Genomic DNA, 287 nt, shown 5'->3' with positions numbered 1-287 from the left:
ATGATCACGCGCTCGTAGCGCAGGTCTTCCTCGCGGTAATGCGTGCCGGTGCCGCAGCCCAGCGCCTGCATCAGGTCGGCGAGCTGCTGGTTCTGGGCGAGCTTGTCGCGCCCGGCGCTGGCGACGTTGAGGATCTTTCCGCGCAGCGGCAGCACCGCCTGCGTCTGGCGCTCACGCGCCTGCTTGGCCGAGCCGCCGGCCGAGTCGCCCTCGACGATGAACAGCTCCGAGCCGGCCGCCGAATTGTTCGAGCAGTCGGCGAGCTTGCCCGGCAGGCGCAGCTTGCG

General features: G+C 70.4%; 1 protein-coding gene. It reads right to left on the bottom strand.

Going from position 1 to position 287, the window contains the following annotated elements:
- Positions 1 to 287 (bottom strand): toprim domain-containing protein (locus tag AC4F3Q_RS13540; protein ID WP_491040420.1); only part of this gene is annotated, 287 nt, incomplete at both ends.

The organism is Flavimobilis sp. BM9, assembly GCF_058313055.1.
The sequence above is the reverse complement of the archived record's forward strand: the minus strand, read 5'-3'. Positions and strand labels throughout refer to the sequence as shown.